Raw genomic sequence first — 23,889 nt, 5'->3', positions numbered from 1 at the left:
GCGGGCGTGCCACCGCGGTCCTGCGGCGGCACGCCCGCGCGCGGGCCCCGGTCAGCAGCAGCGGGACTGCGGATGCTCCTCCAGCTGCCGGGTGCGCAGCCGCTGGAACTCGCGCGGCGACGGCGGCGGCAGCTCCGGATGCATGCGGAGGTGGCGCTCGCAGTGCCGGTCGTAGGCGCTCTCCCCGGTGAGTTCGCGCAGATACCAGTGGACCGCGCGCAGCCCCCGCAGGACCGCCGCCGCCCCGGACGCGACCGCGCCGCTCACTCCCGTACCCCCGCCAGCGGCTCCGCCTTCGGTGCGTTGAGCGTGGACTCCACATAGGGGGTCTCGCTCGTCGCCGGGGGAGTGGGGGAGCGGCGGGCGCGCACGCACACCACGGCCGCGTTGGCGATGACGGTCGCCACCAGCACCACGAAGACGATGATCAGCACACCGTCCACGGTCGAGTTGGTGACGATGGTGTGCATGTCGTCCATGTTCTTGGCGGGCGGCAGCACCGTGCCCGCGTCGATGGCGTCCGCGAACCTGTCCCGCTGGGCGAAGAAGCCGACCCGGGGGTCGGGCGAGAAGACCTTCTGCCAGCTCGCCGTGAAGGTGATGGCGACGATGAAGGCGAGCGGAGCGCCGGTCACCCAGGCCCAGCGGAACCGGCCCGACTTGACGAGCAGGGTGGTGGCCACCGTGAGGGCGACCGCCGCGAGCAGCTGGTTGGCGATGCCGAAGAGCGGGAAGAGCTGGTTGATCCCGCCGAGCGGGTCGGTGGCTCCGGCGTAGAGGAAGTAGCCCCACCCGGAGACCACCAGCGCGCTCGCCAGCCAGATGCCCGGCTTCCAGTTGACCCGGCCGAGCGGCTTCCACACATTGCCCAGCATGTCCTGGAGCATGAACCGCCCCACCCGGGTGCCGGCGTCGACGGTGGTCAGAATGAAGAGTGCCTCGAACATGATGGCGAAGTGGTACCAGAACGCCTTCATCCCCTCGCCGCCGATGACATCGGAGAAGATCTGCGCCATCCCGACGGCCAGGGTCGGCGCACCGCCGGTCCTGGCGACCAGGGTGCTCTCCTCCACCGCCTTGGCCGCCGCCGTCAGCTCCTCGGGCGAGATGGTGAAGCCGAGGTTGGCGACGGCCTGGGAGGCGGATTCGACGCTGGAGCCGAGCAGTCCGGCCGGGGAGTTCATCGCGTAGTACAGCCCGGGGTCGAGCACGGAGGCGGCGATCAGCGCCATCACGGCGACGAACGACTCCATGAGCATCGCCCCGTAGCCGATCATCCGGACCTGCGACTCCTTCTCGATCAGCTTCGGCGTGGTGCCGGAGGAGACCAGGGCGTGGAAGCCGGAGAGCGCGCCGCAGGCGATGGTGATGAAGAGGAACGGGAAGAGCGACCCCGCGAAGACCGGTCCGTCTCCCGAGGAGGCGAACGAGGTGATCGCGTCGGCCTGGAGCACGGGCGCCGCGAACAGCACCCCGAGCGCCAGCAGCACGATGGTGCCGATCTTCATGAAGGTGGAGAGGTAGTCGCGCGGCGCGAGCAGCATCCACACCGGCAGCACCGAGGCGATGAACCCGTAGACGACGAGACAGAAGACCAGGGTCGTCGGGCTGAGGGTGAAGGTGTCGGCCAGGGAGGAGTTCTGGACCCAGCCGCCGCCCACGATCGCCAGCAGCAGCAGGACGACACCGATCAGACTGGTCTCCAGGACCTTTCCGGGCCGCAGGACATGCAGATAGAAGCCCATGAACAGGGCGATCGGGATCGTCATGGCCACCGAGAAGGTGCCCCACGGCGAGTGCGCGAGCGCGTTCACCACGACCAGCGCCAGCACCGCGAGGAGGATGATCATGATGATGAAGACGGCGATGAGCGCCGCCGCGCCGCCGACCTTGCCGATCTCCTCCCGGGCCATCTGCCCGAGGCTCTTGCCGTCCCGGCGCATCGAGAGGAAGAGAACGACCATGTCCTGCACCGCGCCGGCGAAGATGACACCGAAGACGATCCAGATCGTGCCCGGCAGATAGCCCATCTGCACCGCGAGCACGGGACCGACCAGGGGCCCGGCGCCCGCGATGGCGGCGAAGTGGTGCCCGAGCAGCACCCGGCGGTCGGTGGGCTGGTAGTCGACCCCGTCGTCCAGCCGCTCGGCCGGGGTCGCGCGGGTGTCATCGGGCTTGAGCACCCGGTTCGCGATGAACCGCGAGTAGAAGCGGTAGGCGATGGCGTACGACCCGAGAGCGGCGCCGACCAGCCAGACGGCGGAGATCTCCTCACCCCGGGCCAGGGCCAGCACACCCCAGCAGACCGCGCCGGTCAGGGCGACGGCCGTCCACAGGAGGATCGATTTCGGATGGGCCCGTGAGAGGGGCGCGGAGGACCGGGACACGCTGGCTCCTTGGCGGTTGGCGGTGGATGGATCGGACAACGGTCGGTACGGGGCGGGGTGCGGTACGGGCCGGGGCCGGGCCGGATCAGGGCTCGGGCGGACGGCTCCGGGCGGGCCGGGTCAGCAGCCGGGCCGCGAACAGGGCGAGACTCGCGCCGGGCACCCAGGCGAGCTGGTACCAGTAGAAGAACGGCACCCCCGCGAGCCGGGGCCCCTCCCGCGCGTACCAGGGCACCCACAGCAGGGCGGCCACCGGCACGGCCAGAGCGACACCGGCCGCCACCCGGCGGACGGTTCGTCCCGTACCGGATGCCGTCCCGCGATCGTCCGCGGCCATCGATTCCTCCACTGCTGTCCCCGTCTGTTCCCTGATTCCCGCTGGTCTGTGGAAGAGTTGCCGATCTCCGCGGTTTGGTTGACACGGGACGCCGGGAAGATTTCCGCCCGCTCCCGCCCACCCTCCCCGGAGGGACGAGAACGAGACCCGGGACCACCGGCGCGTGATGTGCGCCCGGTGCGCAGCACGGACGGTGAGGCATGACCGAAGGAGCCGCAGTCGCGGCGTTCCTCGCCGTCATCGGCGCTGCCTCGCTGCTCGCGGCACGGGCCCGCCGCTTCCGCACCGGCGACGCCCTCCCGGCGCTGGACGGCTGGGCGCTGGCCGGCCGGAGCCTGGGCCCCGGCTGGACCTGGCTGCTGCTGGGCGGAACCATGTTCACGGCGTACACCTTCACCGCCGTACCCGCGCTCGCCTACGGCAATGGCGCGCCCGCCTTCTTCGCCGTCCCCTACACGGTGATCGTCTGCCCGCTGGCCTTCGTCCTGCTGCCCAGGCTCTGGGCCGTGGCCCGCGCGGACGGCCACATCACCGTCGCCGACTTCGTCCGGGCCCGCTACGGCTCACCCGCGCTCGCCCTGGCCGTCGCCCTCACCGGCATCCTCGCGACGATGCCGTATCTCGCGCTCCAACTCCTCGGCATCCGCGCCGTGCTCCGGGCCGGCGGTGCCGACCCCTCCCCCTGGCTCACCGGCGACGCCGCCATGGCCGTCCTCTTCGCCGGGCTCGCCATCGCCACCTACCGCCACGGGCTGCGCGCCCCGGCCGTCATCTCCGGCTTCAAGGGCGTCGCCGTCTTCTGCTCGGTGCTCGCCGCGATCTGGCTGGTCCTGGAGCGGTTCGGCGGCCCCGGAGCGGTCTTCGACGCCGCCGCCGTCCGGCTCGCGGACCCCGGCGGCCCCGATGCCTCCCTGGTGCTCGCCGACGACCAGCAGTTCGCCTTCGCCACCCTCGCCCTCGGCTCCGCGCTCGCCCTGCTGCTCTACCCCCACGTCCTGACCGCCGCCTTCGCCGCCTCCGGGCCCGCGGCCCTGCGCCGGGCCTGTGTGGCGCTGCCGGCCTGGACGGCGGTGCTCGCCCTCTTCGGGCTCCTCGGGATCGCCGCCGTCGCCGCCGGGATACGCACCCCCGACGGAGGCGCCGAGTCCGCCGTGCCGATGCTGGTGGACCAGTTGATGCCCGCCCCGCTCGCGGGCCTCGTCCTCGGGGCGATCACCGTGGGGGCGCTGGTCCCCGCGGCGGTGATGTCGGTCGCGGCGGCCACCTCCTTCGTGCGGAACGTGTATGTCGAGTACTTCCACCCCACCGCCACCCCCAAGCGGCAGGTACGGGTCGCCCGGGCGGTCTCCCTCACCGCCAAGGCCGGCGCGGTCGTCTTCGTCCTCGGACTGCGCGACCAGGCCGCCGTCAACCTCCAGCTCCTCGGCGGGGTCTGGATACTCCAGATACTCCCCGCCGTCGTCATCGGCCTCTACACCCGCCGGCTCCACCACCGGGCCCTGCTCACGGGCTGGGCGGCGGGCATGGTGTCCGGTACGGTCCTGGTGGTCCGGGAGGGCTTCTCCCCGGTCGTGCCCCTCGGCTTCGGCGGCCGTTCCGTGGAGATGTACGCCGGGCTCGCCGCCCTGCTGCTCAATCTGGCCGTCGCCGCCGCGGGCACCGCCGTTCTGCGCCGGTGCGGCACACCCGGCGGTCCCGACACCACCTCGCTCGCCGCGCGACCCCATCCGACACCCCGGCCCGAGACGGGAACCAGCTCCCCATGAGACGGACACCACGCGCCACCTCCACCCTCGCCCCGCCGGCGCCACAGCCGGAGGGGGGCGCGCCCGCGGCCGGCGGGCCGGGGCCCGGCACGGACACCGGCCCCGCCGAGCCGGAGCGGGAAGCGGCGCTCGCCCGTCTCTTCGAGCTGCACTACACCTCGATGCTCCGGCTCGCCGCGCTGCTCGGCGCCGACGACCCCGAGAACATCGTCGCCGAGGCCTACTACGAGATCTACCGCAAATGGCGGAAGCTGCGCGACGCCGACCGGGCCGAGTCCTATCTGCGCTCCGTCGTCTGCAATCTGACCCGGATGCGGATACGCCACCTCCAGATCGTCCGCAAGCACGCCGGAGCCCCGCCCGCCGAGTGGACGGCGTCCGCCGAGCACACCGCTCTGCTCCACGACGACCAGCGGGCCCTGATCACCGCCCTGCGGCAGTTGCCGCCCCGGCAGCGCGAGGCTCTCGTGCTGCGCCACTGGATGGGGCTCAAGGAAAGCGAGATAGCCACGGCCATGGGAATCTCCACCGGCTCGGTCAAGACCCACACCGCACGCGGAATCGCCGCGCTCACCCAGGTGCTGGAGCACCGCCGGTGAACGGCCAGGACACCGAGCCGGTCCACGGCCACGGCACCGAACGGCAGTTGCGCGAGGCCATGGAGGCCCTCGCCGGACAGGTGCACCCCGCCCCCGGCGCCTACCGCGCCGCACGGGGGGAGTGGCACCGCCGCGAGCGCAGACGACGGCTGACCCTCACCCTCCTCGTCGCCGTCGTCTTCACCCTGGCCGTCCTCGCCGGGCTCTGGGTGCTGAACTCCGCTCCCGCCGGCTCCGGGGCCGGCTTCGGCGACGAGCGCCCCCCTGCCCCCACGGCCCCGCCGTCCGGCGGCTGAGACCGTGCGGCCCGGGCCGCCGGCGGTCCGTCAGATATCGGCCGCGACCGCGCTGTCGTGCGGCTCCGGCCCCACCACCAGCACACCGGGACCGTCGCCGGTGGCCAGCGAGACCCGCCAGATCCGCCGCTCCCACCCCGGCGGCCAGACCGTGCCCGCGTCCCAGCGGATGCCCTCCAGCCGGACCCCCTCCAGGGCCACGGCGGACAGATCCGCCCCCCGGAAGTCATCACCCGCCTCCTCCGTCTCCACCACCGCCGCCAGCAGCGACTGCGCCGACTGCCCCGCCGCCTCCAGATCGTCGGCGAGATCCCGCGCGACCTCCAGCGCGCCCGTCCAGGGGACCGGGCCGTCACCGAGCCGGGGCAGCAGCTCCGCCTCCAGCAGCCCCCGCGCCCCCCGGGCCGCGTCCATGAGCCGCCCGGCCCGTGCCGCCAGCCGCGCCCGGGCCACCTCCGGATAGTCGTACCCCGTCAGCGCGGGCGGCCGCGGCGGTGCCTGCGGCAGGGAGAGCACGTCCCCGAGCGCCGCCGCCACCCGCGCCGGCACCGCGCCCGACTCCTCGGGAACCCGTCCCTCCTCCAGCCGCGCGACCAGCTCCAGCACGGCCTCCAGCGCACGGCGGACCGTCACCTCCAGCTCCCGGGGCCAGTAGGCCCGCGCCATCCGCAGGGTCTCCTCGCGGTACTTGAGCCGGACCGCCGCCGGATGCCGCATCAGCACACTCCCGCACCCCGCCGAGGGGCCCCGGCGCACCCGGACCTCCTCGCGCACCCGGTCCGCCCGCCGCACCACGGCGGCCAGCGTCCGCCGGTGGGCCGCCGCCAGCAGCCGGCTCAGCGCCAGATCGGGATCGCACGGCTCCGGCGGACCCCCCTGGCTCATCAGCGAGTCGTAGACCGCGATGCCCACCTGCCGGTGCGCGTCCGCCAGCAGCGCGTCGAGCCGGTCACCGCCCCCGTCCGCCCCGCTCATCCGTCCCCCTCCCGCTCCCCGGGCCCGCCCGGATGCCCCCGGCGGAGGCTCGCCTTGAGCGAGGCCCGGGCCCGCGCCAGGTTCTGGCGCACCGCCTCCGGGGTGATCCCCATCGCCCCGGCGCTCTCCTGGGCGGTGAACCCGTCCAGATTCCACGCCATCGCGGCCCGCTGCTTGGCCGGCAGAGCCAGCAGCAGCTCGATCACCCGCTGCTGCTCCGCGCTCAGCTCCGCCGCGTGGGCCGGGGTCTGCCAGTGCGGCGAACGCACATCCGGGACCTCCGCGCACGGGTCCTCGGGCCGCACCTGCTGGCGCAGCCACGAACGCCAGGCCACCGTCCGCAGCCACGCCTTGGGGTGCGCGATGTGGACACCGGGCCGGCACATCTGCGTGAAGGCGTCCTGGGCCGCGTCCTGCGCCTCGTTCCACGACGCCCCGCTCAGCAGCAGAAAACGGACCAGACCCGGGTACTCGGCCTCGTGCAGCTCCTGCGCCAGACCGATACCGGAGGGCGCGCCCTCCGGCACCGGGCGCTGCGGTGACGGCGGCACCGGCACACCGGTCAGCTGCAGTTCAGCGCCCGCCGCGTCCTCCATGAGGGCTCACCCCTGCTCCGCCGAACGGGCCGGTGACACGGAGGCCGACAGCCGCCGGGGCACGGCGCTCCGCACGGTCCGGCTCCGTGAGCTTCTCCATGACGGCCTCCTCCACCAGCCGCTTCACAGCCCGGCGCGCGGACTCCGCCATCCGCCAGACGGCGCCGAGCACCACGACCACCGCCGCTCCTGACACCACCACATCCACAGAAGCCTCCTGACACCCCGCCGCACACCCTGCGCGGCACCGGGGATCTGTAGTGCGCGGGAGAACCGGAAGTGTGACATCGTCCCGCTCCCCGGGACCGGTCCGCCGGTGGCGGCGGCGCGCGTCCGGCGCGAGGGCTGCCCCGGCCACCAGCCGACGGTGCGGAGAGCGAGGATTCCGTCACAGCGGGTGATTCGCCCGGTACGGGTGTCCGCCCGTCCCGGCCGCCGGCCCCCCGGCGGCCGTCCGGGCCCAACCGGTCGGTCAGAGGAGCGGACTGACGGCGTGTCCGGCCGAAACGGAACAGGGATATGCTGCGTGCGGCTCAGGATCTTGTAGGACCGCAGCAGGGTGTGCGGGCTCCGCGGTCCGATGCCGGAAGAGTTGTTCGTGAGCGCCCCGCCGGGAACCTCCGTGACCGCGTCCGCCCGCGCGGCGCTCCTCACCATGGCTTCGGAGGCCTTGTGACCACCCCGCGCCCAGACGTCCACCGCGATGCCCACGCCACCGTGCCGCCCCCCGGCTGCCCCGCGCACAATCTGGGCCCCGACGGGCTGCACCGGCTCTACGGGCCCGTGGCGGAGGGCAATCCCCGGGGGCTGTACGAGATGCTGCGCCGGGAGTACGGTCCGGTCGCGCCGGTGCTGCTCCACGGCGACCTGCCCGCCTGGCTGGTGCTCGGGCACCGGGAGAACCTCGAAGTGATGCGTACGCCGTCGCTGTTCACCCGGGACTCCCGCGTCTGGACGATGTTCCAGCAGGGGCGGGTGGCACAGGACTCCCCGCTGATGCCGATGCTCGCCTGGAAGCCGGTGTGCGTCTTCACCGACGGCGACGAGCACGCCAGGCTCCGGATCGCCGTCACCGACGGGCTCTCGCAGTTCAACCGCCACGGGGTGCGCCGCTATGTCACCCGGCACACGCGTCAGCTGGTGGACGCCTTCGCCGCCACCGGTGAGGCCGACCTCATCCGCGATTACGCCGAGAAGCTGCCGATGCTGGTGATGACCCAGCTCCTCGGCATGCCCGAGGAGAACGGGCCCCGTCTGGTCGAGGCGTCCCTCGACCTGATGAAGGGCACCGAAACCGCCCTGGCCAGCAATGACTTCGTGGTGGAGACCCTGCGCAACCTGGTGCGGCGCAAGGCGGAGCGCCCCGGCCGGGATCTCGCGAGCAGGCTGATAGGCCATGAGTCGGCCCTCACCGAGGACGAGGTGGTCGAGCATCTGCGGCTGGTCCTCGTCGCCGCCAATGAGACGACCGTCAATCTGATCGCCAACACGCTGCGGCTGGTCCTCACCGACCGGCGCTTCCGCGCCAGCCTCTCGGGCGGTCAGATGACCCTGCCCGACGCCCTGGAGCAGGTGCTGTGGGACGCCCCGCCGCTCTCCACGATCCCCGGGCGCTGGGCCATCGGCGACACCGTGCTCGGCGGACGCCAGATCAGGGCGGGCGACCTGTTGATGCTCGGCCTCGCCGCCGGCAACACCGACCCGGAGATCCGGCCCGACCTCTCGGCCCCCGTCCACGGCAACCGCTCGCACCTCTCCTTCAGCAGCGGCCCCCACGAGTGCCCGGGCCAGGACATCGGCCGCGCCATCGCCGACACCGGCATCGACACCCTCCTCACCATGCTGCCCGGACTCGAACTCGCCGTCTCCCACGGCGACCTCGACACCAGCGCTGCCTGGCTGAGCGAGCGCGTCGGCTCCCTGCCCGTGCGGTTCGAGCCGGTCCGCCCGGCCGCCGAGGCCGAGCAGCAGAGCCCGGCCGGCGCGCAGCCGCTGCCCGCGGCGCACTCCCGCCCCGCCCCCGCGTCCGCACCGGCGTCCGGGCGGCGCCCCTGGTGGAAGGCGCGCCGGCGCTGACGCGACCGCGTACCGCACCACGGATGCCGGGGGGAGACGATCCCGCCGGCATCCGGCATTCTTCCGCTCCCCCGGGGCAGAAGTAGAGACGGCAGACTCTGGGAATGGCGCATTCCGGTGAGTACTATGCGGCGTAGTAGTGCAGCCGTATCGTGTGCCGTGCGCCGTCGTACACCTCGCCGCGATCGGATGGCAGGCCGAAGCAGAAGAGGAGTACACGAGTTGTCCGCTGGCTTGCAGCAGATACCCGGCGCCCCCGGCGCGCTGCCGATTCTCGGCCACGCCCTGAAGCTCTGGCGGGACCCGCTCGGCTTCCTCACCTCGCTCCGGCGGACCGGACCCCTGGTCCGGGTCGGCCTCGGCACCCTGCCCGTGTACGTCGCCACCAGCGCCGAACTCATCCACCAGGTCACCGTCGCCCAGTCCCGTTCCTTCGAGAAGGGCCGGCTCTACGACCGGGTCCGCCCGCTCTTCGGCAACGGCCTCGCGAACGCGAACGGCGAACACCACCGCAGCCACCGCCGGCTGATCCAGCCGATCTTCCACCGGACCCGGATCGCCGGCTACACCGAGGTGATGAGCCGGCACGCCACCGCGCTCGCCGCGTCGTGGTCGGACGGCCAGCGCGTCGCCGTCGAGGAGGCCATGAGCGACTACACCATCGCCACCCTCAGCGAGACGATGTTCTCCGGCGACTTCGGGCGCCCCGCCGTCGACGCGGTCCGCCGCGACCTGCCCGTCATCCTGAAGAACGTCCTGGTACGGGCGGCCTCCCCGAAGTTCCTCGACGGACTGCCGATCCGGCCGAACCGGGATTTCGACCGGGCCAGGGCGAGCATGCGGGGCATCATCGACGAGGTGGTGGCCACCACCCGGCGCGAGGGCTGGAGCGGACGGCACGACCTGGTGTCGCTGCTGCTCGACGTCCGGGACGAGGACACCGGCGCCGGACTCACCGACCAGGAGATCGGGGACGAACTCGTCACGATCCTCTTCGCCGGAACCGAGACCACCGCCTCCACTCTCAGCTGGGCCTTCCACGAACTCGCCCGCCACCCCGAGGTCGAGCGCCAGGTGCTGGCCGAGATCGACGAGGTCGTCGGCACCCGCCCCGTCACCTACGACGACGTTCCCCGGCTGACCACGATCCGGCGGGTGCTGGACGAGGCCATCCGGCTGCACGGCGTCACCCTGCTGATGCGCCGCACGACCGAACCGGTCGAACTCGGCGGCTACCGCCTCCCCGCCGGTGCCGAGATCGCCTTCAGCCTGTACGCCGTCCACCGCGACCCGGCTCTTTACCCGGACCCCGACGTCTTCGACCCCGACCGCTGGCTCCCCGGCCGGCGCGAGAGGATTCCGCGCGAGGCGTTCGTCCCCTTCGGCGCGGGCAACCGCAAGTGCATCGGGGAGGCCTTCGCCTGGACCGAGGCGACCATCGCCCTCGCGACCGTCCTGGCCCGCTGGCGGCTGCGCCCGGTTCCCGGCCACACCACCCGCGAGGCGGCGTCGGCGATGGCCCACCCCGACCACGTCCCCATGATCCTGGAGGCGCGGCGGAACTGACACCGGGCCGGCCGCGCCGGGGGAGGCCGCTTCCCCCGCGCTCCGGCACGCTCCTAGGCTGGTCCCGTGAGAGGCCAATTAGGAGAACTCGAAGACGCGGTGATGACCCGGCTCTGGCGGTGGAACCGGCCGGTGACGGTCAGAGAGGTCATGGTGGACCTCCAGCGGGAGCGCCCCATCGCCTACACCACCGTCATGACCGTGATGGACAAGGTGCACCGCAAGGGCCTGCTGCGCCGGGAACTCGACGGCCGGGCCTACCGGTACACGCCCGTCTCGACCCGCGCCCGCCACACGGCGGAACTGATGCACGAGGCCTGGTCCCGGAGCGACGAGCCGGCCGGTGCCCTGGTGGCGTTCTTCGGCGCGATGACCGCCGAGCAGCGCGGCGCCCTCGCCGACGCGCTCCGGTCCGCCGGTGCCACCGGCGGCCGAAGACCCGACCTCAGATCCGGACGACGAGCTTGCCCGCCCTCCGGCCCTCCTCCAGATCCCGGTGAGCGGCCGTGATCTCGTCCAGGGCGTAGACATGGACCGGCCCGAGGGACAGCCGCCCGGCCGCGATCCGGTCCAGCGACTGCTGGAGGACCTCCGGGGGCAGATCGGCGGAGCCGCCGCCGTAGGCGGTCAGCCGGACCCCGCGCGGCAGATACTCGATCGGGTAGAACTCGTGGACGATCCACTGGTTGGAGAGCATGCCGGTGAAACAGACCGTGCCGTGCACCCGGGTGGACGCCAGAGTGTCCGGCAGCGTCGGTGTCCCGACCAGCTCCAGCGCGGCGTCCACTCCCTCGGGGACGATCTCGCGCACCCGCGGCGCGATGGTGCCGTCGTCCACCAGCGGATGATCGACACCGTGCTCCGCGAGCGCACCGGCCCGCTTCGCGGAGCGGGTGGTCGCCAGCACCACCGCTCCGATGTCCTTTGCGAGCGCGGCGGTGGCCAGACCCAGCGCGGAGGTCCCGCCCCGGATCAGCAGGGTCTGCCCCGACCGCAGATCCAGCCCGGTGGTCAGCGAGCCGTAGGCGGTCTGGAGAGTCTCCGGCACCGCGCCCAGCGTCTCCCACGGCAGATCGGACGCGAAGGGGATCACCTGGGCGCGCGGTACGACGGTGTACTCGGCGTAGCCGCCGTCGAAGGTGCGCCCCATGCCCCCCATCACCGTCATGACCTGCTGCCCCGGCCGCAGCACCCCGTCGGGGTCGGCGTCCACCGTGCCCGTCGCCTCGATGCCGAGGACCCGGGGCAGGGTCACCCCCTCGGCAAGCCCCAGCCGGGTGTGCAGCTCGGAGCGGTTGAGGCCGAACGCCCTCACCCTGATCCGCACCCACCCCGGCTCCGGCTCCGGGACCGGCAGGTCCCGGAGCCGGAGATTCTCCGGTGGGCCGGGCTCGTCGAGGACGACAGCCCGCATGGTCTTCTCCGCCACGGAATCTCCCTTGCTTGTCCGCCGCGCCCATCGTGACCCGGCGACCGGCCGCCCCGGGGGAACCTCCGCGCCGGACACCCCCGGACCGCCCTGATGGCCGCATGCCGCGGCCCCGCTCCGGGGACCCGCCCGGCCCGGCGGCGGGTGGCGGCCGGGCCGGTCACCACCGGCCGTGGCGCGGCGTTCCGTGCCCCGGCGTTCTTGCCGACCCGGTGTGCCCGGCCGCATCCTGGGAGCCGGGGAGCCGGACAGGGGATGGAATGACCGAGAACGTCACCGAGACCGACGACCGACCGACACCCGGGAACCGCCCCGACACCGCCTCGGAGTTCGCGCGCATACGCGCCACCGAGTACGGCTACCTCGACGAGACCGGCCACATATATCTCGACCACACCGGGTCCGGCCTGCCCGCCCGGCGGCAACTGCGCGCCCAGGCCGACCGGCTCGCCCGGGGCGTCTACGGCAACCCGCACACCGACAGCCCCGCCTCCACCCCCACCACCGCCCTGGTGGAGCGGGCCAGGGAACGGGTGCTGGACTTCGCCGACGCCGATCCGGCCGAGTACACCGTCGTCTTCACCGCCAACGCCACCGCCGCCTGCCGGCTCGTCGGTGAGGGCTACCCCTTCCGGCGCCGGAGCGCGGAGCTGCTGCTCACCCTCGACAACCACAACTCCGTCAACGGCCTGCGGGAGTTCGCCCGCGCCCGGCGCGCCCCCACCACCTACATCCCCCTCGCCGGTCCCGAGCTGAGGGTCGCCGACGACGACCTCGGACAGGCGCTGCGGGGCCGCAGAGGAGGGCGGGGCCTCTTCGCCTACCCGGCACAGAGCAACTTCACCGGGGTCCAGCACCCCCTGGAGTGGATTCCCCGGGCCCGGGAGCGCGGCTGGCACGTGCTGCTCGACGCCGCCGCGTACGCCGCCACCAACCGGCTGCGGCTCAGCCGCTGGCCCGCCGACTTCACCGTACTGAGTTGGTACAAGGTGTTCGGCTACCCCACCGGCGTGGGCTGTCTCATCGCCCGCACCAGCGCGCTGGAACTGCTGCGGCGGCCCTGGTTCTCCGGCGGCACCATCCAGGTCGTCAGTGCCCAGGGCCAGTGGCACCGGCTCGCCGACGGCGGGGCCGCGTTCGAGGACGGCACGGTCAACTTCCACGCCATCCCGGAGATCTGCACCGGGCTCGACTGGGTCGAGTCCGTCGGTGTCGACGCCATCCACGGCCATGTCGCCCGGCTCACCGGCCGGCTGCTCACGGGCCTCACCCGGCTGCGCCACAGCGACGGCCGCCCGCTGGTACGGCTGTACGGGCCCCGCACCCCCCACCGGCGCGGCGGCACCGTGGCCCTGAACGTGCTGGACGCCCGCGGCCGGATCGTGGACGAGCGGGTGGTCGCCCGGGACAGCACCGCCGCCCGGATCTCCCTGCGGACGGGCTGCTTCTGCAATCCGGGCGCGGGCGAGGCGGCCTTCGCGATCGGCTCACCGGCCCTGCGGCTCACCGGCCGGGACCGCACGGTGGTGACCATGGAGGACTATCTCACCCGGCTCGGCCTGCCGTCGGGCGGCGCCGTCCGGGTATCGGTGGGCCTCTCCTCCAGCCCCCGGGACGTGGACGCGCTGCTGGGGTTCCTGGAGAGCGCCTACCGCGACCGGGAGCCCCTCCCGGACGGCCTGGTCCCGCGCACCAGCTGCTGACGGACCGGAGGAGCGGCCGGGCGCGGGAGTTCAGCGCCCGCCCGCTCCGCCGGCGAGCGGCCGGTGCGGGGTGGGGCACCGCCGCCGGAGCAGCCACCACGCCGCCGCCAGGAAGAGCACCGTGAAACCGCAGAGCAGCAGCCAGCGCGTCCAGGGGGCATGGCCGAAGGTGTCCCCGTACGAGGAGAGCAGCGGCGGGCCCAGCGGGGAGGCTCCCCGGGCCCAGAGCCCCTCCAGATCCACCGCGGCGCCCAGCGCCTCGAACGCCCAGCGATTGGTCATCGCCGCGCTGATCCACTGACCGGCCGACGCCATCAGCGGCGCCGGTACGAACGCCCCCGAGAACAGCACCTGCGGGAAGCAGAGCAGCGGCAGCGTCAGCGCCGCCTGCCCCGGGTCCGAGACCGCCGCCGAGGTGAGCAGCCCCAGCGCGAGACCGGCGGCCGACGCGAGGGCGCTGGTGACGAAGAGCGACCCGTAGACCCCGGGCGCCGCCTCGGGCAGCCGGTCCCCGGCGCGCAGCACGGCGAGCAGCAGCGCGTCGGCGAGCGCCAGCACCGGGAGCAGCAGGGTGACCTTGGCGGCGAGATAGGGGCCGAGCCGCAGGGTGGTGAGGCGCTCCCGGCGGACCACGGCGAGTTCGGCGCAGATCTGGAGCAGGCCGTAGGCGAGTCCGAAGAAGAACGCGCCGAACGCGATCCAGAACAGCACCATCGCCGTGGACGAAGGGCTGGGCCGCGCGGGATCGAAGACCCCCGGCCGGAACAGCAGCGCGAACATCGCCACGATCATCACCGGTGAGCCCACCATGATCGCCGCCGACAGCCGGTCGCGCCGCAGCAGTTCGGCGGAGCGCCGGGTGAGCAGCAGCCACTGGGCGAACGCGCCGGGGCCGGGACGGGGACCGGGGCGCCGCCGTGCGGGCACCCGGGGCAGGGGCGTCGGCTCCACCGCCGGAACGGGCGCCGGGCGCTCCGCCACCGCCGCGTACACCTCGGTGAAATCGGCCGCCCCGAAGTGGCTCAGCACCTCGGCGGGCGGCCCCGCGTGGGCCCGGGAGCCGTCCGGGGCGAGGAAGACGACCTGGTCGCAACGGGCCAGATCGGCGGGGGAGTGGGTGGTCAGCACCACCGTCACGCCGGAGGCCGCGAGTGTGGCGAGGGTGGTCATCAGCCGGCCGCCGGTCGCCGGGTCGAGTCCGGAGGTCGGTTCGTCCAGGAACAGCACCCGGGGGCGGGCCAGCAGCTCCACCGCGATCCCGGCCCGTTTGCGCTCACCGCCGCTGAGCGTGCCCACGGGCTGTCCGGCGACCGGGGTGAGCGCCAGTTCCCCCAGCACCCGGCCGACGGCCTCCGGCGGGGCGCCGCGCAGCCGGGCCGCGTACTCCAGACTGCGCCGCAGGCCGAGGCCCCGGTGGAGGATGTCGTCCTGCGGGACGAAGCCGAACGGCACGGCCGCGGCGGCCGGTTCGAGCCCGTCGTGGCGCACCAGGCCGCCGGTCGGCCGGCGCAGCCCCGCGAGCGTCTCCAGCAGCAGGGTCTTGCCCGCGCCGCTGCCGCCCGCGATTCCCGTGATCCGCCCCGGGGCCACGTCCAGGGTGATCCCGCGCAGCGCCTGCCGGCCGCCGCGCAGCCGCAGCCCCGCCCCCTCGGTCCGGATACGGGCCCCGCGGGCCGCCCCCGGCCCGTCCGCCATCCGCCCGGATTCCGTCTGTCCGGTCTCCGTCTGTCCGGTCTCCGTCACCAGTCCACTCACCGTCCCGGCCGCCCCCGCCCCGGCACCGTACGCGGGGCCCGGCGGCGCCACAGCCCTGCCCTGCCCGCCCGCCGGGCCGGGCACACCTGATGCGCGGGGGCCGGCGGCGAATTCACCCGGGCGGGGTGAGGGCCGGCCCCGGCGGCCCCGGCGAGGAGGGCCCGGGCGCCCGCCGCCGGACCGGATCGGCCTGCGCGGAGGCACGGCGGCGGCCGAGACGGTGCGCCAGGACCGGCGCTTCGCCGCCGGACCCGGCCTCGACGGCGGCACCCGGGCCGCACCGCGTGACCGGGGGCGGTCCGGCGCGCGCCACCGGTCCCGGGCGGGCGCCGCGCTCTCAGACGGCCCCCGGCTCCGGTGGCAGCACCCCCGCCGGGAAGCTCTCCACCCCGACGATCCGGCGCACCCGCTCCGGCTCGATCAGCACACTCACCCGCCGCTCGCCCCGCACCCGCATCTCGAACCGCTCGGTCCCGAGGTACCTCTGCGCCAGCAGATCGATGTCCCGGTCCGCCTCCGGCCCCTCCACGAACCGGACCGCCCGCCCCCGAATCTGCACCCGGTCGTACGGGTCGTCCTTCGCCGCGTGGGAGAGATACACCCGCGGGTCATGGCGGAGATTCCGTTCCTTGACCCGGCCGACGGCGGTGTTGAACAGCAGCAGATCGCCCATGGTGCCGAGCCACATCGGACTCACATGCGGCGCGCCGTCCGGACTGACGGTCGCGACAAACCAGATATGGGCCCCCGTGACCCGCTCCCGGATCTCCGGACTCATCACGCTCATGCGTCACCTCTCGGCCAGACCTGCGGGCCCCCCGCGGCGGCACACCGCCCGGGAGCGTACGACAGCCTCACCCTAGTCACGCCGTCTCCCGCCCCTCCCGGTTTCCGGACGCGGGGACGTGTCCGGGGATGTTAGGGTCTCCGGCATACCGCACCTCATGGCGGCCTCCCCCAAACCGTATTCCCACGGAGGCACTGTCATGTCCGCGTATCCGCATGTGCGCCCCTTCCACCGCGAGGACCGCGACCAGCTCACCACCCTGGTCAACGCGCACGCCGCGGCGGTCGTGCCCGGCGCGACCGTCTCGGTCAACACCGTCCTCAGCAGCCTCGAGCGCTGCCCCGACGAGTACATCACCGACCCCTGGATCGCCGAGCGCACCACCCTCGTCGCCGAGCACCGGCAGCAGATCGTCGGCGCGGCCCATCTGCTGCGCTACCGCAACGACCCCGATGTCGGCGAGGACTACCGGGACACCGGCCACATCGCCTGGTTCGTGCACAACCCCGGCGCCTTCGCCGGACCGGACGGCGAACACCCCGCCGATCTGCTGATGGCCGCCTGCCTCGCCCAGCTCACCCGCTGGCATGTCCGCGCCCGCCACACCGACGGACAGCTGCCCGCTCCCGGTGTCACCGGAGTCCCCGAGCAGTGGCCCCATGTGCGGGCCGTGCTGGAGCGCGCCGGTTTCGTCCACACCGGGCACACCGAGATCCTGCTGATCGCCGCGGTCGCGGAGCTGCCCGCGCCCGGTCCGGCCCCGCTGCCCGGGCTGACCCTCCACCGGACCCTCGGTGACCTGGGCACCCGGCTCACCGCCCGGCTCGCCGGCGAGCCCGTCGCCCATGTCGAGCTGGACACCACCCTGGAGCGCCCCGAGCGGCACGCCCGCTCCGGCGGTGTCGCCGACATCGCCGATCTCGTCCTGCCCGACGACCCGCACCCGGGACTCCTCGGCTGGCTCCTCGGCGAGGCGGGCCGCTGGCTGGCTCTCTGCGGCTGCGACCGGGTCCTCGCCTACGCGGACGAGAGCGACGCGGGCGCTGAGGGCGGTGAGATCGCCGCGCTGACCGCGCACGGCTTCCACGAGCTGACCCGGACCGCGCGCGGCTGGGAGCACCGCCCCGCCCGACCGGCACCCTCCGGCCCTGGGGGAGTCCGGGCATGACGAAGGCCCCCGGCGGCGGCAAGGCCAGGGACACCGCCGCCGGGGGCCTTCGGGTTCAGAAGGTGCTCAGAGGGTGTTCAGAACATGTGTTCAGAACGGGGGCTCAGAGGGTGCTCCGAGGTCGTCCGGATCAGCAGGGACCGAGGTCCTGCCAGACACCCCACTGGCCGGTGGTGCCGGGCTCGTCGCCCTTCGTCCACCACTTGGCCTTCCAGTTGCGGGACTTGTGCGAGACGGTCACTCCGGTGCCGAACTCCCCGGCCGCGCTCCACGCCGGCGCGGTGCAGGTGCCACCGGGACCGCCCGGTCCACCCGGGCCGCCGTCGCCCGGCTCGACCAGCTTCACCCCGCGCGCCAGGTCGGCGGCGATGGCGTACGACTTGCCGCCGAAGGTCACCGTCCAGTTGGAGGGGGTCGAGGTCGGCGAGTAGTAGACGAAGTCCAGCTCGACGGAGGCGCCCGGGGCCAGCGACTGCCAGGCCGGCAGCTTCAGCGAGGCCCGGTGGAAGTCGCCCTTGAGACCGCCCACATTGGGACCGGTGTGGTCGCTGCGGATGATCGAGGTGCCGAAGCCGGACTGGTCCTTGGCGTTGCCGGGGGCGGAGGTCGCGTAGTCGAACTGGAACTCCGTGCCGCCGGGCAGAGCCGTCTTGGTGTTGTTGGTGATCTTCAGCTTGGGGCTGATCGGGTAGTTGGAGTCGCCGAGGGCGAACTGCCCGAAGTCGACGTCCACATTGACCGCCTCGGCGGGCAGCGCGATGTTCGACTTCTTGTTGCCGTAGCCGGCGGCGGCCTTGTACTTGTCGTACATCAGCGTGGTCAGCGTGTCGCCGGGCTCGTACTGGCCCTTGGCCGCGTTCCAGCGGTAGTCGCCGGCCAGCTCCCAGATCATGGTGCCGCCGATGCCCTTGGACACCACATAGTCGGCCTTGGCGGCGATGGACTGCTCGTCCTCGGTGGAGAGGAAGACCTTCTTCTCCGCGTTCCACAGCCACGGCGCGACCAGCGTCGAGTCGTACTTGCGGGCGTAGGTGCCGGTCAGCCGGGTGTTCGCGGGGAGACCGAACTTGGTGACGTAGTCCCCGACGATCCCCTTCTCCAGGTTCTTGGCGTGCCACATCGGGTTGAAGCCCGCCGGGGCCTCCCGGCCCGTGGTGTCGGTCTCGTGCCAGATGTTGTCGATCCCGACCGCGCCGTCACCGCACTTGGTCAGTCCCGACCCGGCGGGGCAGCTCGTGGCGGCCGACTTGCCCCACAGCCCGTCGGTGCCGCCCTGGACGTTCTTCCAGCCGCGCGAGTAGTACGGCAGACCGATGTTGATGCGGCCGGCCGGCATCGAGCCGCGGAAGTAGTGGTAGGCCCAGTCGGTGTTGAGATAGCCGATGCCGCCGTACTGGGCGGTGGAGTACACACCCGCCCCGGCCAGCTCGGAGTCCTTGCCGTCGTCGAAGAGGGCGGCGTTGGGGCCGACGTGCTCGTTCCAGGTGCCGTGCAGGTCGTACGACATGATGTTGACGTAGTCCAGGTACTTCTGGATCTGGAACGTCTCCATGCCGCGCAGCAGATACCCCGAGGAGGGCGCGGCCACGGTGAGCAGGTAGTGCTTGTTGTCGGCGGCACCCGCGCGGTCGAGCTTCTCGCGGAGCGTCTTCATCAGCACGGAGTAGCTCTTGACCAGACCCGCGCGCCGCCCGTTGGCGATCTGCCAGTCGAGCGGGTTGCCGGCGTCCTTCATCGTGGTCGGGTACTCGTAGTCGACGTCGACGCCGTTGAAGCCGTACTTCTTCATGAACTCGACGGCCGAGTCGGCGAAGGTGTTGATGCCGGCGTGGTTGACCGAGCCGTCGGGGTTGGTGGTCATCGAGTAGAAGCCGCCCGAGTCCACCCGCTTGCCGTTGTCATCGGTGTAGCCACCGGTGTCCGACCAGCCGCCGACGGAGATCAGCGTCTTCACGTTCGGGTACTGCTTCTTGTACTTCGTCAGCAGATTGAAATGGCCCTTGTAGGGCACCGCCGGGTCCATCTCGGCCCCGGGGACGCCGGGGAAGGTCATCCCGGTGGAGGGGTTGTTCGGGCCGTCCTTGCCGACGGACAGCTTGTTCGCCCCGTCGATGGCCCCGAACGCGTAGTTGATGTGGGTGATCTTGTCCCACGGGATGTCGGAGGCGAGGTAGGCGGGCCGGCCGTCCTTGCCGGTGCGCCAGCTGGCGAAGTAGCCGATGATGCGGCGCTGGTGGTCGGCGCCCATCTTCTCGCGGCCCTCGGTGTCGTAGACCGAGCAGTACGGGACGTCGACGCCGGGCGTCGCGTAGAGACCGTCGGGGCGACAGGACTCATGCGGGACCGCGGCCTGGGGCGCGGGGGCGGCCTGGGAGACGCCCGCGGAGAGCGAGCCGGTCAGCAGCGCGGCGACGGCCGCGCCTGCCGCGAACAGCGTCGCTCTGGTACGGATGGGGGACAGCACGGTCTGATCCTCCTGGTGGGGGGCCCAGTCGCCCGGGGGGCGCTGGGGGTGATCTGCCTCGCTCGACATGCGTGGGGGTGGAGCGTGTTGGTCCCCGGGTGTGCGCACACCCGGAACCGAATCCGCGGAGGTGACGCAGAGATTAAAAGGACTAGACCAGCACGTCAATAGGTCCGGACCAGGCGAATCGGGGTCGGCGAAGCCGCAGGTGAGCGAAGATGGACGCCGGGGGAGAGGGGGCCGCGCACCGGCTCGGACCGCCGCCGTGCCGCCCCGGCCCCCGGTGAAGAGCACCACCTGCGACGATCAAGGAAAAGGGATTTCCGAATGACCCCTGCCGAACCCGGCCGGCCGTCGATACCCGCCGACGGCCACACCGTGATCCAAGTCCGGGGAGCCCGGGAGAACAATCTGCGGAACATCGACATCGATCTGCCCAAGCGCCGCCTCACCGTCTTCACCGGGGTCTCCGGCTCGGGCAAGTCGAGCCTGGTCTTCGGGACCATCGCCGCGGAGTCCCAGCGACTGATCAACGAGACCTATACCGCCTTCATCCAGTCGTTCATGCCGAGCCTGGGCCGTCCCGATGTCGACGGGCTGCACAATCTGAGCGCGGCGATCGTCGTGGACCAGGAGCGGATGGGCGCCAACTCCCGCTCCACGGTGGGCACCGCCACCGACGCGTACACCATGCTGAGGATCGTCTTCAGCCGCCTCGGAACCCCGCACATCGGCACCTCCGGCGCCTTCAGCTTCAATCTGCCCGAGGGCATGTGCCCCCGCTGCGAGGGGCTCGGCGAGGCCTCCGAGATCGACATCGACCAGCTGGTCGACCGCGACAAGTCGCTCAACGAGGGCGCGATCACCGTCCCCGGATACGCCGTGGACTCCTGGCCCTGGTCGGTGATGGTCTCCGCCGGCTTCCACGACCCCGACCGCAGGCTCCGTGACTTCACCCCCCAGGAGTGGGAGGACCTCCTCCACAAGCCGCCGGTCAAGGTCAAGGTCGGCACCAGCAACCTCACCTACGAAGGGCTGGCGGCCAAACTCCAGCGGACCTGGCTCGTCAAGGACCGCGAGGCGCTTCAGCCGCACATCCGGGCCTTCGTCGACCGTGCCGTCGTCTTCACCCGCTGCCCCGAGTGCGAGGGCACCCGCCTCACCCGGGCCGCCCTCTCCTCCCGCGTCAATGGAGTCAACATCGCCGAGTGCTCGGCGATGCAGATCAGCGATCTCGCCGAGTTCGTCCGCGGTGTCGACGACCCCGGTGTCGCCCCGCTGCTCGCCGGCCTCCGGCACCTCCTGGAGTCCCTGACCGAGATCGGGCTCGGCTATCTCAGCCTCGACCGGCCCGCCTCCACCCTCTCCGGCGGCGAGGCCCAGCGCGTCAAGATGGTGCGCCACCTCGGTTCCAGCCTCACCGATGTGACCTACGTCTTCGACGAGCCGACCATCGGGCTGCACCCGCACGACATCCAGCGCATGAACGACCTCCTGCTGCTCCTGCGCGACAAGGGCAACACCGTGCTCGTGGTCGAGCACAAGCCCGAGGTGATCGCCATCGCCGACCATGTCGTGGACCTCGGGCCCGGCGCGGGCGAGGGCGGCGGCGAGATCTGCTTCAGCGGCACCGTCGCCGGACTCCGTGCCTCCGGCACGCTCACCGGCCGCCATCTGGAGCACCGGGCCCGGCTGCGGGAGCGGGTGCGCCCGCACCGGGGGCAGCTCTCCATCAAGGACGCCGATCTGCACAACCTCCGGGACGTCAGCGTGGACATCCCCACCGGGGTGCTCACCGTCGTCACCGGAGTCGCGGGATCGGGCAAGAGCTCGCTGATCCACGGCTACCTCGCCGACCGGGAGGGCGTGGTCGTCGCCGACCAGTCCCCGATCCGGGGCTCGCGCCGCTCCAACCCGGCCACGTACACCGGACTGCTCAATCCGATCCGTACCGCCTTCGCCAAGGCCAACGGCGTGAAGGCCGCCCTCTTCAGCGCCAACTCCGAGGGTGCCTGCCCGAAGTGCAACGGGCTGGGGCTCGTCTACACCGACCTCGCGATGATGTCGGGTGTCGCCTCCCCGTGCGAGGAGTGCGAGGGGAAGCGGTTCACCTCCGAGGTGCTCACCCATCTGCTGCGCGGCAGGAACATCAGCGAGGTCCTCGGGATGTCGGTGGCGGAGGCGCACGCCTTCTTCCCGACCGGGCAGGCGCACACCATCCTCGGGCGGCTCACCGATGTCGGGCTGAGCTATCTGCGGCTCGGTCAGCCGCTGAACACGCTCTCCGGCGGCGAGCGGCAGCGCCTCAAGCTGGCGATCCACATGGCCGAGAAGTCCTCGGTCTACATCCTCGACGAGCCGACCACCGGACTCCACATGGCCGATGTGGACAAGCTCCTCGCCCTGCTCGACCGGCTGGTCGACGAGGGCAACACGGTCGTCGTCATCGAGCACCACCAGGCCGTGATGGCCCACGCCGACTGGCTGATCGACCTCGGTCCCGGCGGTGGCCACGACGGAGGACAGGTGGTGTTCACCGGGACGCCCGCCCAGCTCGTCGCGGACGCGGAGACACTCACGGCCCAGCATCTGCGCGCCTATGTGGGAGAGCCGGCCGGCTGAGCCCCCGCCCGGCCGCCCGGTGTCCGCGGGGTCCTCGGGGCCCTCGGGGCCTTCCCCCGCGGGCACCGGCCGGGGGGTGCGCCCCAACGGCCGGCGCGGCGGCCCGGAGACCGCCGCCCGCGGCTACGGAGCCGTTCCGGCGGGCCGCCCCGCTCCCGCCATGAACCGCCACACCAGCCCGTGGCCGAGCAGCACCAGCAGGCTCAGCAGGATCGCCTCGGCCTGGATCGGCCTGAGGCCGATGGCGCCCGCGATCCCGGGCGCCAGCCCCACCACCGCGATCAGCAGATAGACGGCCGCCGCACCCAGCTGGGGCAGTACCAGCGAGGGGAAGGCACCCTCCCGGGACCCCATCCCCAGCAGCCGCAGCGTCGACAGACAGCCCACCACCGAGATCACCACGAAGCTGGCCCGCCAGATCCCCGGTGTCCCGCCCCCTCCCACCTGCGCGAACAGCCCCATCAGCGCGGGCAGCAGAAAGGAGAGGTAGACCCCGCCCACCACGCGCCGCCGGGCCGGTTCGCGCAGCCACTCCTCATGGTTCTGCACCACGTTCCACCAGAGGCCGACCAGGGTGAAACAGGTGGCCGAGAAGAGCGCGTAGAACGTACTGACATCCACCGGGCCTCCTGCGTCGGGCGCCGCGCCGTCCCGGGCGGCACCCGCCGAGCGTCCCATGCCGGTGCGCCCACCGTGGTGGACCGACACCCCGGGCGTACGGGACGGGGCCGCCGCGCGGTCAGCCGCGCGGGCGCAGCAGCGCGAGGAAGTCGCGGAACGCGTCCGGCATGTCGACGGCCTCCGGGTCCAGCAGCCACTGGTACTGGAGCCCGTCCATCACCGCCGTCAGCAGGGGAGCCGCCTGCTCCGGGGTGAGGCCGCCGGCCAGCTCCTCGCCGTACTCCGCGCGCAGCACCTGGGCCATCTGCTCGCGCACCTGGCCGTACCGGCGGGTGAAGTACTCCCGGGCGGGATGGCCGTCCGTGACGCTCTCGCCCAGCAGCGCCGAGAAGGTCTGCACGATGCCGCCCCGCATCGCGTTGTACTCCACGAGGGAGGCGAGCAGCTCCAGCCGCCAGGCGCCCGGGGAGCGCGCGGCGGCGCCGGTGTCCCACTGGTCGCGCTCCTCCAGAACGGCGACGAGCAGCGCCTCCTTGGTGGGGAAGTAGTGCAGCAGGCCCTGCTGGGTGAGGCCGACCCGCTCGGCGACCGCGCCCAGCGACGCGCCCCGGTAGCCGCGCTCCGCGATCACTTCGAGGGCGGCGCGGAGAATCTCCGCACGCCGCTCCCCGCTTCTGGCCCTGGCCATCACCCTCGGTCCCTCTCCCTCGCACCCGCGACTCCCTGCCGAAAGGACCGTACG

Annotated in this window: 21 protein-coding genes; 9 read left to right on the top strand and 12 right to left on the bottom strand. The window is 72.8% G+C overall.

From position 1 onward, the window contains the following. Positions 1-51 precede the first annotated feature (51 nt). From ACWCRA_RS14445 to ACWCRA_RS14435, 3 genes are all read right to left on the bottom strand, one after another. Entirely contained in the window at positions 52-267 is a 216-nt protein-coding gene (locus tag ACWCRA_RS14445) for a YbdD/YjiX family protein (protein ID WP_351543753.1), read from the bottom strand. Continuing rightward, positions 264-2,387, bottom strand: coding sequence for a carbon starvation CstA family protein (locus tag ACWCRA_RS14440; RefSeq protein ID WP_351543750.1), 2,124 nt, complete (start codon positions 2,385-2,387; stop codon positions 264-266). Before ACWCRA_RS14440 ends, ACWCRA_RS14445 begins: the two co-directional genes overlap by 4 nt. Before the next feature lie 85 nt (positions 2,388-2,472). Next, entirely contained in the window at positions 2,473-2,724 is a 252-nt protein-coding gene (locus ACWCRA_RS14435; RefSeq protein ID WP_351543747.1) for a DUF3311 domain-containing protein, read from the bottom strand. A gap of 200 nt (positions 2,725-2,924) precedes the next feature. On the opposite strand from ACWCRA_RS14435, the gene ACWCRA_RS14430 reads away from it, so the two are divergent. From ACWCRA_RS14430 to ACWCRA_RS14420, 3 genes are read left to right on the top strand one after another with little or no spacing between them, the layout of a single operon-like run. Further along, positions 2,925-4,490 carry a sodium:solute symporter family protein gene (locus ACWCRA_RS14430; RefSeq protein ID WP_351543745.1) on the top strand — a complete coding sequence of 522 codons (1,566 nt, stop codon included), beginning with the start codon at positions 2,925-2,927 and terminating at the stop codon, positions 4,488-4,490. Next, positions 4,487-5,089, top strand: coding sequence for a sigma-70 family RNA polymerase sigma factor (locus ACWCRA_RS14425; protein ID WP_351543742.1), 603 nt, complete (start codon positions 4,487-4,489; stop codon positions 5,087-5,089). Before ACWCRA_RS14430 ends, ACWCRA_RS14425 begins: the two co-directional genes overlap by 4 nt. Next, on the top strand, positions 5,086-5,385 hold the full coding sequence (locus ACWCRA_RS14420) for a hypothetical protein (RefSeq protein WP_451067719.1): 300 nt from the start codon (positions 5,086-5,088) through the stop codon (positions 5,383-5,385). The genes ACWCRA_RS14425 and ACWCRA_RS14420 overlap by 4 nt, the downstream gene beginning before the upstream one ends. A gap of 30 nt (positions 5,386-5,415) precedes the next feature. Here ACWCRA_RS14420 and ACWCRA_RS14415 read toward each other — a convergent pair whose 3' ends face one another. Genes ACWCRA_RS14415 through ACWCRA_RS14405 form a run of 3 tightly spaced genes read right to left on the bottom strand, consistent with a single transcriptional unit; the run spans position 5,416 to position 7,164 of the window. Beyond that, entirely contained in the window at positions 5,416-6,360 is a 945-nt protein-coding gene (locus ACWCRA_RS14415) for a hypothetical protein (protein ID WP_351543739.1), read from the bottom strand. After that, positions 6,357-6,956, bottom strand: a complete 600-nt coding sequence (locus ACWCRA_RS14410; RefSeq protein ID WP_351543736.1) for an RNA polymerase sigma factor — start codon at positions 6,954-6,956, stop codon at positions 6,357-6,359. The genes ACWCRA_RS14415 and ACWCRA_RS14410 overlap by 4 nt, the downstream gene beginning before the upstream one ends. Next, positions 6,934-7,164: a hypothetical protein gene (locus ACWCRA_RS14405; protein ID WP_451067718.1), complete on the bottom strand. Its 231-nt coding sequence runs from the start codon at positions 7,162-7,164 to the stop codon at positions 6,934-6,936. The genes ACWCRA_RS14410 and ACWCRA_RS14405 overlap by 23 nt, the downstream gene beginning before the upstream one ends. Positions 7,165-7,628: 464 nt before the next feature. On the opposite strand from ACWCRA_RS14405, the gene ACWCRA_RS14400 reads away from it, so the two are divergent. The 3 genes from ACWCRA_RS14400 (at position 7,629) to ACWCRA_RS14390 (ending at position 11,108) form a co-directional block, all read left to right on the top strand. Beyond that, on the top strand, positions 7,629-9,032 hold the full coding sequence (locus ACWCRA_RS14400) for a cytochrome P450 (protein ID WP_451067717.1): 1,404 nt from the start codon (positions 7,629-7,631) through the stop codon (positions 9,030-9,032). Positions 9,033-9,254: 222 nt separating this feature from the next. Further along, a complete protein-coding gene (locus tag ACWCRA_RS14395; RefSeq protein ID WP_451067716.1) occupies positions 9,255-10,598 on the top strand; it encodes a cytochrome P450 in 1,344 nt (447 codons plus the stop codon). A 66-nt stretch (positions 10,599-10,664) separates the two neighbouring features. Next, the gene (locus ACWCRA_RS14390) at positions 10,665-11,108 is read left to right on the top strand and encodes a BlaI/MecI/CopY family transcriptional regulator (RefSeq protein WP_351543725.1); all 444 of its coding nucleotides are present in this window, start codon (positions 10,665-10,667) and stop codon (positions 11,106-11,108) included. Here ACWCRA_RS14390 and ACWCRA_RS14385 read toward each other — a convergent pair. Beyond that, positions 11,044-12,012, bottom strand: a complete 969-nt coding sequence (locus tag ACWCRA_RS14385) for a zinc-binding dehydrogenase (RefSeq protein ID WP_351544031.1) — start codon at positions 12,010-12,012, stop codon at positions 11,044-11,046. The two genes, ACWCRA_RS14390 and ACWCRA_RS14385, sit on opposite strands and share 65 nt — an antisense overlap. 275 nt (positions 12,013-12,287) lie before the next feature. On the opposite strand from ACWCRA_RS14385, the gene ACWCRA_RS14380 reads away from it, so the two are divergent. Beyond that, positions 12,288-13,730: an aminotransferase class V-fold PLP-dependent enzyme gene (locus ACWCRA_RS14380; protein WP_351543723.1), complete on the top strand. Its 1,443-nt coding sequence runs from the start codon at positions 12,288-12,290 to the stop codon at positions 13,728-13,730. Positions 13,731-13,760: 30 nt separating this feature from the next. Here the strand turns inward: ACWCRA_RS14380 and ACWCRA_RS14375 are convergent, their stop codons facing one another. Both ACWCRA_RS14375 and ACWCRA_RS14370 read right to left on the bottom strand, forming a co-directional pair. Then, the gene (locus ACWCRA_RS14375; RefSeq protein WP_451067715.1) at positions 13,761-15,473 is read right to left on the bottom strand and encodes an ATP-binding cassette domain-containing protein; all 1,713 of its coding nucleotides are present in this window, start codon (positions 15,471-15,473) and stop codon (positions 13,761-13,763) included. Positions 15,474-15,822: 349 nt separating this feature from the next. Further along, positions 15,823-16,272 carry a PPOX class F420-dependent oxidoreductase gene (locus tag ACWCRA_RS14370; protein ID WP_351543717.1) on the bottom strand — a complete coding sequence of 150 codons (450 nt, stop codon included), beginning with the start codon at positions 16,270-16,272 and terminating at the stop codon, positions 15,823-15,825. 199 nt (positions 16,273-16,471) lie between these two features. Between ACWCRA_RS14370 and ACWCRA_RS14365 the strand changes: the two genes are divergently transcribed. Continuing rightward, positions 16,472-17,440 (top strand): N-acetyltransferase family protein, encoded by a 969-nt coding sequence (locus tag ACWCRA_RS14365; RefSeq protein ID WP_451067714.1) that lies wholly within the window; start codon positions 16,472-16,474, stop codon positions 17,438-17,440. A gap of 130 nt (positions 17,441-17,570) precedes the next feature. Here the strand turns inward: ACWCRA_RS14365 and ACWCRA_RS14360 are convergent, their stop codons facing one another. After that, positions 17,571-19,904: a chitinase C-terminal domain-containing protein gene (locus ACWCRA_RS14360; protein ID WP_351543711.1), complete on the bottom strand. Its 2,334-nt coding sequence runs from the start codon at positions 19,902-19,904 to the stop codon at positions 17,571-17,573. Positions 19,905-20,231: 327 nt separating this feature from the next. On the opposite strand from ACWCRA_RS14360, the gene ACWCRA_RS14355 reads away from it, so the two are divergent. Further along, on the top strand, positions 20,232-22,526 hold the full coding sequence (locus ACWCRA_RS14355) for an excinuclease ABC subunit UvrA (protein WP_351543708.1): 2,295 nt from the start codon (positions 20,232-20,234) through the stop codon (positions 22,524-22,526). 123 nt (positions 22,527-22,649) lie between these two features. Here the strand turns inward: ACWCRA_RS14355 and ACWCRA_RS14350 are convergent, their stop codons facing one another. Both ACWCRA_RS14350 and ACWCRA_RS14345 read right to left on the bottom strand, forming a co-directional pair. After that, a complete protein-coding gene (locus tag ACWCRA_RS14350; protein WP_451067713.1) occupies positions 22,650-23,147 on the bottom strand; it encodes a hypothetical protein in 498 nt (165 codons plus the stop codon). 118 nt (positions 23,148-23,265) lie between these two features. Beyond that, the gene (locus ACWCRA_RS14345) at positions 23,266-23,835 is read right to left on the bottom strand and encodes a TetR/AcrR family transcriptional regulator (protein ID WP_351543702.1); all 570 of its coding nucleotides are present in this window, start codon (positions 23,833-23,835) and stop codon (positions 23,266-23,268) included. Positions 23,836-23,889 lie beyond the last annotated feature (54 nt).

This window comes from Streptomyces sp. NPDC001889 (assembly GCF_053594535.1).
Note: the sequence above shows the minus strand (reverse complement) of the source record. Positions and strands in the feature narration are given on the sequence as shown.

Bases quoted from the DNA above. Each gene is read 5' to 3' on its own strand.
- ACWCRA_RS14435 (WP_351543747.1), bottom strand. From the start codon at position 2,724: ATGGCCGCGGACGATCGCGGGACGGCATCCGGTACGGGACGAACCGTC.
- ACWCRA_RS14430 (WP_351543745.1), top strand. From the start codon at position 2,925: ATGACCGAAGGAGCCGCAGTCGCGGCGTTCCTCGCCGTCATCGGCGCT.
- ACWCRA_RS14425 (WP_351543742.1), top strand. From the start codon at position 4,487: ATGAGACGGACACCACGCGCCACCTCCACCCTCGCCCCGCCGGCGCCA.
- ACWCRA_RS14415 (WP_351543739.1), bottom strand. From the start codon at position 6,360: ATGAGCGGGGCGGACGGGGGCGGTGACCGGCTCGACGCGCTGCTGGCG.
- ACWCRA_RS14410 (WP_351543736.1), bottom strand. From the start codon at position 6,956: ATGGAGGACGCGGCGGGCGCTGAACTGCAGCTGACCGGTGTGCCGGTG.
- ACWCRA_RS14385 (WP_351544031.1), bottom strand. From the start codon at position 12,012: ATGCGGGCTGTCGTCCTCGACGAGCCCGGCCCACCGGAGAATCTCCGG.
- ACWCRA_RS14380 (WP_351543723.1), top strand. From the start codon at position 12,288: ATGACCGAGAACGTCACCGAGACCGACGACCGACCGACACCCGGGAAC.
- ACWCRA_RS14370 (WP_351543717.1), bottom strand. From the start codon at position 16,272: ATGAGCGTGATGAGTCCGGAGATCCGGGAGCGGGTCACGGGGGCCCAT.
- ACWCRA_RS14365 (WP_451067714.1), top strand. From the start codon at position 16,472: ATGTCCGCGTATCCGCATGTGCGCCCCTTCCACCGCGAGGACCGCGAC.
- ACWCRA_RS14355 (WP_351543708.1), top strand. From the start codon at position 20,232: ATGACCCCTGCCGAACCCGGCCGGCCGTCGATACCCGCCGACGGCCAC.
- ACWCRA_RS14345 (WP_351543702.1), bottom strand. From the start codon at position 23,835: ATGGCCAGGGCCAGAAGCGGGGAGCGGCGTGCGGAGATTCTCCGCGCC.